The 9,489-nt window shown below is 43.2% G+C and carries 11 protein-coding genes; 4 read left to right on the top strand and 7 right to left on the bottom strand.

Going from position 1 to position 9,489, the window contains the following annotated elements:
• The first annotated feature begins 324 nt into the window (after nucleotides 1-324).
• A complete protein-coding gene (locus QME20_RS14905) occupies nucleotides 325-1,035 on the top strand; it encodes a hypothetical protein (protein WP_281716182.1) in 711 nt (236 codons plus the stop codon).
• A 93-nt stretch (nucleotides 1,036-1,128) separates the two neighbouring features.
• Here QME20_RS14905 and QME20_RS14900 read toward each other — a convergent pair whose 3' ends face one another.
• Complete coding sequence (locus tag QME20_RS14900; RefSeq protein WP_281716181.1) at nucleotides 1,129-1,632, bottom strand: DUF2938 domain-containing protein; 504 nt, start codon at nucleotides 1,630-1,632, stop codon at nucleotides 1,129-1,131.
• Nucleotides 1,633-1,724: 92 nt separating this feature from the next.
• On the opposite strand from QME20_RS14900, the gene QME20_RS14895 reads away from it, so the two are divergent.
• On the top strand, nucleotides 1,725-2,144 hold the full coding sequence (locus QME20_RS14895; RefSeq protein WP_281716180.1) for a helix-turn-helix domain-containing protein: 420 nt from the start codon (nucleotides 1,725-1,727) through the stop codon (nucleotides 2,142-2,144).
• 60 nt (nucleotides 2,145-2,204) lie between these two features.
• On the opposite strand, the gene QME20_RS14890 is transcribed toward QME20_RS14895, so the two are convergent.
• A complete protein-coding gene (locus QME20_RS14890; protein WP_281716179.1) occupies nucleotides 2,205-2,693 on the bottom strand; it encodes a GNAT family protein in 489 nt (162 codons plus the stop codon).
• 5 nt (nucleotides 2,694-2,698) lie between these two features.
• Entirely contained in the window at nucleotides 2,699-3,430 is a 732-nt protein-coding gene (locus QME20_RS14885) for an SDR family oxidoreductase (RefSeq protein ID WP_281716178.1), read from the bottom strand.
• Between the two features lie 119 nt (nucleotides 3,431-3,549).
• Between QME20_RS14885 and QME20_RS14880 the strand changes: the two genes are divergently transcribed.
• Nucleotides 3,550-5,076: an ATP-binding cassette domain-containing protein gene (locus QME20_RS14880; protein ID WP_348648756.1), complete on the top strand. Its 1,527-nt coding sequence runs from the start codon at nucleotides 3,550-3,552 to the stop codon at nucleotides 5,074-5,076.
• A 223-nt stretch (nucleotides 5,077-5,299) separates the two neighbouring features.
• Here QME20_RS14880 and QME20_RS14875 read toward each other — a convergent pair whose 3' ends face one another.
• The 3 genes from QME20_RS14875 to QME20_RS14865 form a co-directional block, all read right to left on the bottom strand.
• Nucleotides 5,300-5,983: a DUF1826 domain-containing protein gene (locus QME20_RS14875; protein WP_281716176.1), complete on the bottom strand. Its 684-nt coding sequence runs from the start codon at nucleotides 5,981-5,983 to the stop codon at nucleotides 5,300-5,302.
• A gap of 1 nt (nucleotide 5,984) precedes the next feature.
• Nucleotides 5,985-7,187, bottom strand: coding sequence for a zinc metallochaperone GTPase ZigA (gene zigA, locus QME20_RS14870; RefSeq protein WP_281716175.1), 1,203 nt, complete (start codon nucleotides 7,185-7,187; stop codon nucleotides 5,985-5,987).
• An 81-nt stretch (nucleotides 7,188-7,268) separates the two neighbouring features.
• The gene (locus QME20_RS14865; protein WP_168462841.1) at nucleotides 7,269-8,225 is read right to left on the bottom strand and encodes a helix-turn-helix domain-containing protein; all 957 of its coding nucleotides are present in this window, start codon (nucleotides 8,223-8,225) and stop codon (nucleotides 7,269-7,271) included.
• A 104-nt stretch (nucleotides 8,226-8,329) separates the two neighbouring features.
• Here QME20_RS14865 and QME20_RS14860 point away from each other — a divergent pair, with 104 nt between their 5' ends.
• A complete protein-coding gene (locus QME20_RS14860; protein WP_281716174.1) occupies nucleotides 8,330-8,875 on the top strand; it encodes a cysteine hydrolase family protein in 546 nt (181 codons plus the stop codon).
• A 32-nt stretch (nucleotides 8,876-8,907) separates the two neighbouring features.
• Here the strand turns inward: QME20_RS14860 and QME20_RS14855 are convergent, their stop codons facing one another.
• Complete coding sequence (locus tag QME20_RS14855) at nucleotides 8,908-9,468, bottom strand: isochorismatase family protein (RefSeq protein ID WP_262385765.1); 561 nt, start codon at nucleotides 9,466-9,468, stop codon at nucleotides 8,908-8,910.
• Nucleotides 9,469-9,489 lie beyond the last annotated feature (21 nt).

The raw sequence follows: 9,489 nt of genomic DNA, 5'->3' as shown, positions 1-9,489 counted from the left end.
TTCCGGCCATTTACTTTCTCCAGCTAAAGTTCAATTATATCCTTAACTGGACTGGTCAACTCAATTAAACCACCTCATATTAAGAACAAATAAATAATTGTGGCTGTTTTGGTATTTTAAACTTTCTTATCAGCAATTGAGGTAAGTAATTTCGTTATTCATTGTGATATGTTGTTCTTGGTTCGTGTTTTAATCTTTATAAAATAGTGACACGCTTTACAGGAACTGTTGGTTAAGAGCATAAGGAATAGCGCTTTTTGACAGAGGTAATCTTCCCCACAACAAGCACAATCTCTTTCAGTTATTGAAATAAGGATATTTATATTGAAAAAACTCTCTTTTGTTTTGACCGTAGTATTGTTCACTACCGTGGGTTACTTTATCGGTTCGTTAACCAGTGAGCCACGTATTCAGAAGAAAGACCAAGCAACTAACCTGAACAATACAGCAGTTCCCCACGCGGATAAGTCAGATTCAACTTCGTCCCAAGAACACACTTCAGCGGAAGAACTTATCGTGACGAAAATTGGTACTGACGCTGAGCTAAAAAATGAAAAGCTAACTAGTAATGAAACCAATGTTCATCCTCTAATTGAACCAGAAGAACCCATTGACGATACAAGTCACATTTTGCAGGTCAATAACGACATTGCCATATTGGATACTAAGCGCTTAGGCTCTTTAACTATTACAGAATTAAGAGGACTCGTAGAGACAATAAAGTTCGCTCCCAAAACTAGTGAGACCCTTTTAATAGAGAACGAACTGCAAGATTCACTCTACGACAGACTAGAAGAGCACGACGCAGCACTGTATCGAGAGGCCGTTTGTAATAACGACCTTTGTGCAATAGAGGTGGCGTCAGGTAATTTGGAAATATTAAATAGTCTAGTTGATGACTTAATGTTTGATGCAGACATATCCGCCAGTATGCAAGGAGGCTTTGTTAGGCTGTACAGTGAAGATAATCAACACTTTGCTACATTTCTTGGCGTTAGAAAAGGTAAGGCATCAACCGTAAGAATCGCCAACTAAATGCTCTCTAATTGCTTATTTTACGAATCAACGCCTCACTGTTGTCAGGCTCTGTCTAGCATTCTGCAGCTTTCACTTTTATTCATCGCTCGATCAATTCAATAGTTCTAAAGACAAGACGAGCTTTAGTATCATAGCTGAAAGGTACAGCCCAACGCCAAATACGACGTGATTAATAATACTGTGTAACCGAGCGGTATTAGGGTTAGGCGTTTTCGATGCGGCAACACCAGCGCCCATACCTGGCTGCAATATAAAGAACGGTGCAACGACCGTAGCGATACCGAGCGCCACTGCTGGACCCAGCGTCGGTTCGAACAACCAAGATTCTCCGCATATGAAAATAAGCAGTGCTGCATAGGCAATTCCAATTAGGTAATGGGCTGTCCACCCAATAGTACTTTCCCCGTGAACAGCATGGGCACTTGAAATAGAAGTATGACGAAACTGCCCTTTTTTCATATGCCCTATCCAGCGCCCCACCATGCCCCAATTGGTAGGGGCAATATCAAATAATTGCTTTCTCAACAAGGCCCATAAATCCATCACTAAAGTAGCTCCAATACCTATCAGCAAGATAAAAACAATACTTTTCATATTCACTCTCAATAACTAGTTTCAATTGACATGAGATGCTAGCCTACAACTTCAAGTTAACTTTAAGTCAAGTGCCTTTATGGGTAACAAGTATGGAAATATCTCGCGTAGCAAAAAAGTCAGGAGTGTCGGCATCAACACTGCGCTTTTATGAAGAAAAAGGCCTTATCAAATCTATTGGTCGACAAGGTATACGTCGCGTATTTAGCTCAAACGTTTTAGAGCACCTTGAATTAATCGCACTAGGCCGCGCAGCTGGTTTTTCACTGGAAGAAATTGCAGGAATATTAGGAACCGATGCAAAGCCTGATATAGATCGCGATCTACTACTTAAAAAAGCGAACGAATTAGATGGAACAATCAAAAAATTAGAAGCAATGCGTGATGGTCTGCAGCATGCAGCTGCTTGCACAGCACCGAGTCATTTGGAATGTCCGAGGTTTCGTCGATTGATGAACCTTGCAGCCGCAGGGGTGATTGAAGGCGTTGCCGCGAATAAAGCAGTAAAATAAAAATCCGTATCAATGGAAACCACTCAGCGCTTTGCGGGTACTAAAGTCACCATCGCAGAGCTACCTCAAAATGGCAAAAATATGGCTATCGTAAAACAGTCCATTTTTAAAAATGGCGCGTTGCAATATCGCTTCTTGCTTAAACCCTGCATCTAACAGCAGCTTTTGCGAAGCAAGATTGGATGAAAATACGCAGGCAAAAATGCGCTCTATACTTGTGTTTGAGAAAGTAAGGGCGATAATTTGGCGCAGCGCGTCACGCATAATCCCTTTTCGCCAATGTGATGAACAAAGCCAGTATCCGACCTCTCCGGCTCTTTCATATTCAAAGTTTCCTGGGTTAACACCAATACATCCTACTAACTCGCCGTCGTACTCTACAGCTCTTATAAAACCCTCTTTGCTCCCTTCTTGAATCCACCATGTTGCATCTTCTTTTGTATAAGGGCTGGGAATTTTTGTCGATAGAAATTGCGTGACCGACGGTTGATTCAAAATATCTACCAGTCTACCTACATCGCTCATTTTAAAATCTCTGAGTGTTATCACGCGCTTTACTTCCCACCCGCTAAATCAATAAACGACCCTGTAACATATGAAGACTGAGGTGATAGAAGCCAGGCTATCGCCTGTGCGACTTCATCTGCTGTACCGCCCCGCTGCATAGGAATTTGTGAGCTTAACCGTTCTACTCTGCCAGGTTCACCACCATCGGCATGAATGTCTGTTTTAATAAAACCAGGCCGGACGCTGTTTACACGAATGTTCTTCGCAGCAAGTTCTAATGAAAGCCCTTTGGTGAATGAATCCATTGCCGCTTTCGACGTCGCATAGTCGGCGTATTCAAAAGGAGCACCAGTACGAGAGGCAATGGACGAAACATTAACGATTGCGCCCCCTGCAACGTTTTGTTTTACAAAAGCCTTCGAACACAAGAATGCGCTAAGCACATTGGTATTAAGTACTTTGGTGAAGCGCTCTGCAGTGACGTTAATTAACTCAGTTTTGGTGAATAAAACACCCACATTGTTAACCAAATGCGTTATTTCACCCCATCGGCCGTTCACAGTCTCAAACATGTTCAGCACTTGCGCTTCATCTGAAACATCGGCTTTATGAGCAAATGCAACGCCACCGTTGTCAGCTATCGACGCACACACGCTATCAGCTGCGTTTTTATCCGAAAGATAATTTACGCAAACTTTATAATCGCTACTTCCCAACAATTTAGCAGTCGCAGCACCAATACCACGACTAGCACCTGTGACAATAACTACCTTGCCCACAATTTGATTCCCTTAACTGGCCATTGAACGTGGCGCTAACTTTATAAGACTAACTTACCAGCTAGTTCTGGCTTCAGAAAGTCTTATTCACCATTGACACGTAATCAGAAAACTTCACAATGGTTCTACTTTATATTCACTCGCGATCATTAATGCTGTACCTTTCTGAATTTCAAATAAAGCTTCCTAATCAATACATTACTCCTGCATTTTCGCTAGCGCTCTGTACTGAAAGTGCGCCGTCGCACTTCCTTATCGCAGGTAGAAACAGTAGCGGAAAGTCACTCTTAATTTCCGCGCTTGCCGGTAATGGGAAGGTAGCAAGCGGTAGTCGTGAATGTACTTCGGTTGTTGCAGAGGTATCGGTTTTTAAACAGCAAGCGATAATTGAAGAAGAAAAACAAAAAGACAGTGCAGATATTTTAGACGTAATAGCTGAGCCAACACAGGTTCGCGAACTATTCGCACAGACTAATGAGGATTATAAAAACCACCCTTATTACGACGAACTCGCCTCTGCGCTTAGAATTGAGCATCTGCTAGATAATGCGTTTCTTTCACTTTCAACAGGTGAAACCCGCAAGATTATTATCATGTTGGCATGGTTAAGTAATGCCTCTATTATTTTGCTTGATGAACCCTTCGAAGGTTTAGATGTTGAAGCGATAAGCGCATTTAGTCTCTTTCTTGTCTCTCAGCAGCAAGCTTCTTTAGTACTTACCGCCAACAAACTCGCAGATATTCCCAAGAATATACAAGCTCAGTTGATTGTCATGGATGACTTGGCCATTACGTGGAAATCTGAAGATAAACTTAACTATGACGGTTTGCGCTCAGAACTAAGCACCTGGTTTGCACTAGAGTCTGATGATATCGATGTTCCCTCAGCCCTAAACGCTAAAGACAAACACGGCGATGACCCCAATCGCAATGACCGAAACCTCAATGAGCAAAACAGTGAGTTAGATTCACTACCTCATACCTTAATTCAGCTTAAAGATGGGTTCGTGCGCTTCGATGAGCGAACCGTATTTGAACAGCTTAACTTTACGCTTAACAAAAATGAGCATTGGCAGATCACTGGTCCAAATGGGTCAGGAAAAACCTGTTTGCTTCAAATGTTTACCGGTGATAATTCCCATTGTTATACCAACGATTTAACAATGTTTGGCATAAAACGTGGCACAGGCGAGAGCATATGGGACATTAAAAAGCACATTGGTATTATGTCTAACGCGCTCCACATGCAGTACAAAGTGAATGCAAGTGTTGAGCACGTTATCATTTCAGGCTTTCACGACAGTATTGGTCTGTACACTCGCCCCACGCTAGCGGAACGCATGGTGGCAGAGCAGTGGCTTGAAGTACTGGGTTTGAAACAGAAAAAGAACACGCCGTTTCAGTCACTGTCTTTTGGTGACCAGCGATTAGTACTTATTGCACGTTCTATGGTTAAGCACCCCGCCGTGCTTATTTTGGATGAACCTTGCAATGGTTTAGACGACTTCAACCGCCAAAAAGCGCTTAAGCTTATTGATATATTGGCTAGGGCTGGCACAAGTACACTGCTGTATGTGAATCACCATGAAGAAGAACGCATTCCTAGCATTCACAATACGTTAAATATGAAAGACTATAATGTTTAAGGGTATATGTTGAAAAACTTGGCCTTTGAGGTCTTCGCTAAAAAGATATGGCACTTGCCTGTTAGACTATTTACCTTAACGCTGGAAGCTTAAAAGGGGATATTTAAGAAGATAAGCGAGGTTAGGTACCGAGAAAGAAAAAAGCGCTATCACAAGGGAAAACTCATGGAAAAAGTGATAGCGCCGAAGTAACCGAGGGTGAGGTACAATAAGAACTTAAAAACTACATGGGATCCAGGGTAAGCAACACGCGATGAGCACCAGGTATGACTTTGCAGGACCGATGCACGGCGGCAAATTCTTCATGGCCCTGCCACGACTTACCTTTAAGTAAACCCACATCAAACGCGTTCATTTGCCTAACGCTGCTCTCTCGATAGTGCTGGCCCAACCTATTCTTAGTAAGCCCTTGTGTATTCGCGTCGTTAAGACCAATCATTGGGCGTGTAACCACACTTTCTTTCGGCAGCCACTCTGTACCTTCGCCTAAATAAGTATTCACCAACCGAACAGGAATATTGTCCACATGAAAGCTTGGGCACATTGCTGATGAAAGGGGCACTAACCTTACGCCCACACTGTCACAGTCAAATAACGTGGTGAGCATGTCAGACAGCAAATAAATATCGTCAATGGCAGCCTGCTTTCCGGCACTATTTCTTCCATCAGGTAAAAGCTTTGCGATTTCCTCTTTCAGTGATGTTAAAGAGAAAACACCGCGAATCCCCATTCCTAATAATTTAAAAACGTCGACATAATATTGCGTGACAAGTGGTACTTCAGGCCTTGTCCATACCGCAACGCTAATACCTTTATCGAAGATATCGCCCAACACCATAGCATCGGCGCTTGAGCGCCAAGAACTGCTGCGTTCGAATACGGTATTGTAGTCTTGTAGCGCCTGCATATTAGTGCTCCCACGCAGGAAATGGGTCAGGCATTTCAGCCCAAACATGATGGCCTTGAATAAGCTGATCGTCTGTTAACAAGCAACGATCTAACCGCTCGATAATGTCGTTTTTATTAAGCCCTTGTCCAATGAAGACCAGTTCTTGACGCATGTCACCGAAGGGCTCCATCCATTGTTCTTCAATCGCTTTAAGGTATTCAGGGTCTTCAGGCCACTGCTCTTTGGGTACGGCTTTCCAAAACAGCCCAGCAGCCCCGTATCTCGCCATACCGCCAGCTTGGCTCCAACTGCCCGCTAATTGAGGGCGTGTTGCCAGCCAGAAGAAGCCTTTTGAACGAATTAACTTACCTGCAATGTCTTTACTATGAATAAAATCATAAAACTTCTGCGGATCGAACGGACGTCGCGCTTCGTACGAAAAGCTGCTTATACCAAACTCTTCAGTCTCTGGTACGTGCTCGCCACGCATTTCTTTCAGCCAACCGGGCGACTGCTGAGCACGCTCGAAGCTAAACCGCCCTGTGTTCAGCACTTTGTCGAGGGGCACTTTTCCATGCTCGATAGGAATTTGAATAGCCTCGGTATTAAGGGTTTGCAGAATACTTTTAAGGCGCGCCAACTCTTGTTCAGAGACTAAGTCGGTTTTGCTCATTAGCAATATATCAGCAAATTCCACTTGTTCGACCAACAAGTCTGCCACGCTTCGCTCGTCTTCCTCCCCCAAGCTCTCACCCACTTCGTTGAGAAACTTAGCTTCGTCATAGTCTTTAAGAAAATTCAATGCGTCAACAACGGTAACCATCGAATCGAGGCGTGATATTTCCGACAAGCTTTTACCGTCTTCATCGGCAAACGTGAAGGTCTCAGCTACAGGCAAAGGCTCCGAAATACCTGTAGACTCTATTACCAGATAATCGTATCTACCTTCATGCGCTAAACGCTCTATCTCTTCAAGCAAATCTTCTCGCAACGTGCAGCAAATACAGCCATTGCTCATTTCAACCAGCTTTTCTTCAGCTCGATTAAAGCTAACTTCATTTTTCACCGTAGCAGCATCGATATTGATTTCACTCATATCGTTAACAATGACGGCTACTCTTAATCCATCACGATTATTCAGAATATGGTTTAGAACCGTGGTCTTACCGGCGCCTAGAAAGCCCGATAGTACGGTAACGGGAAGCTGAGTTTGAATAGACATAACGACTCGCTAAGTTTCATTTTAAATCTCGAATTCAATAAATGTTATAACATAACAATTAAAATGAAAATAACGATATGATTAATTTATTGCAAAACGCTTGCGGTATTCCACCGGACTAAGCCCATACTCTTTACGGAATATCTTCCTAAACGCATTGACGTTTTGATAGCCAACGTTGAATGCAATATCAGCAATGCTACGCGTTGATACTTCAATTTGCTGACAAGCATGATGAAGTCTCAGCTTCTGCAGATAGTCGATGACTGACATACCTAACGCTTGCGTAAATCTTCGCTGTAAGGTTCGCTGACTAACGAAAGTGTGGCTAGCTAAATCGCTAAGAGAAATTGGCTGACTGTAATGGTTTTCCAAGTAATTTTGCGCTTTAACAACGAGAGCATCGCCATGATCTTTTTTAGGTGAAAACTGGTGATAAAAGCCTTGCTCCCTGTAACCTGTATCCACCACCATCTCTTTAGAAAGATTCAAGGCAATGGTGGGTGAACTTAAGGTCGATATGATTTCAAACACAAGATCAATCCACGCCATTCTCCCGCCAGCTGTTATTACACCCTCCCCGTTTACCACGATAGCCTTAGCATCTAGCTTTGCTGTGGGAAAGGTTGCCATGAAGTGATCGGCAATTCGCCAGTGTGTAGTACACACTTTGTTATCTAAAAAGCCCCCTTTGCCAAGAATAAATGCACCTACGCAAGCAGATGCGAGCAATGCACCTTGGGACTGCATGACTTCCATATAGTTGATGAGTGATGTGAAGTCATGCTCAAAAAATGTTTCACTCATGCTTGGCGGCAAGATGACGACGTCAACCAGTGCATTTGAGTTTAACTGTTCCGCTTTGTAAATACTCGCGCTAAATGCCACATCAGCGTTGATTTGCTCACACATCGTATTTGCTAACTCTAACATCTCAACGATGCCGTAAAGCGCAGATTGGCTTGCGGTTGGATAGTTTATTACTGCTATTTTTATTTCTTTCATCGTTTCATTGTCGTTCTGTGAACGCTGTCGCATTTGGCGCGCTTTTTGTCATTATCGTCACTCTCTATTACACGTGAAAATCTGCAAAATAGTCAATATCGAGTAAGCACAACTTAAACCGTGCTAGAGACTATTTCTTGGATAAAGAGGGTAAGACCGTGGTTAAACAAGCACTTATTGTTATAGATATTCAAAACGATTACTTTCCTGAAGGGAGGTATCCTTTACACAAACCAGAGCTTGCGATGCAAGAAACACTTAAAGCGATGGCTATTGCAAAGGAAAAGAGCATTCCGATTATTCACATACAGCACCTTGTGCCTGTTGAGGCCGGAGAAGGGTTGTTTTTCTATGAAGGATCTCATGGCGCTGAAATTCATAAAGAGGTGATAGCCGCTGCCCCGGATGCGCCAATCATCACAAAGCAACACGCCGATTGTTTTGAGAACACCAACTTAGAAGAAACCTTACAGTCATTGGGCGTGGATGAAATTCTTCTTGCAGGTGTGATGACGCACAACTGCGTAACTCACACAGCATTATCACCAGCTGCTGCCAAGTATTCCCCCAAAGTCATTGAACCTTGCACCTGCACGCGTGACGCCATTGGTCATCTATTGGCGCTGGATTCTATGCAAGTGCGTGGTATTGACATTGTATCGATAGAAACCGCATTCGCTTAGCTCCGACTTGTTTCGCTCATCACGTTGTTCGACTACTTGATGAGCGCTAACACTTCTCGGAATTTTGGATGTTGGCATGATTTTAAAAGGCCAAAAAGTGTCATCTCAAAACTGCTGATCCGTGCGCCCTGCTCACGCATATTTTGGATGGCGAGCACAGCATTTGAAGACTCTCTTGAAGAAATGCAGTCCTGTATTACTTCCACAATGTGATTATTTTCCAATAAACCCGTTACCGTTTGATAAACGCATACGTGCGCTTCAATTCCCACAACCAGCCATCGACTTAATTCCATTTCACCAATGTACGCCAGTATTTCGGACGACCACTGGTCAGTACCCGCTACAGCGTTAAAAGTAAACTTCTTAAAGTGAGGATCGCTTGCGACATGAGTTTCAATTTCAGGGACCGTTCTCCCCAAGCCATCAGGATTTTGCTCAAGTACAACTACGGGAATATTGAGCAATTTACAACACTGTATTAACTTCACCGTTTTGCAGATCATTGTCTGGCTATCATTGACTTTTCGAGCCAGCGCACCCTGAACATCTACGATCAACAACCCTACCTTTTCTTCGTCTAAATGCATCATTCACACCGCTTGTATTTAAGT

This window comes from Alteromonas sp. CyTr2 (genome assembly GCF_947311905.1).
Lineage (GTDB): Bacteria > Pseudomonadota > Gammaproteobacteria > Enterobacterales > Alteromonadaceae > Alteromonas > Alteromonas macleodii.
This window is presented reverse-complemented; position numbering and strand designations above follow the sequence as displayed.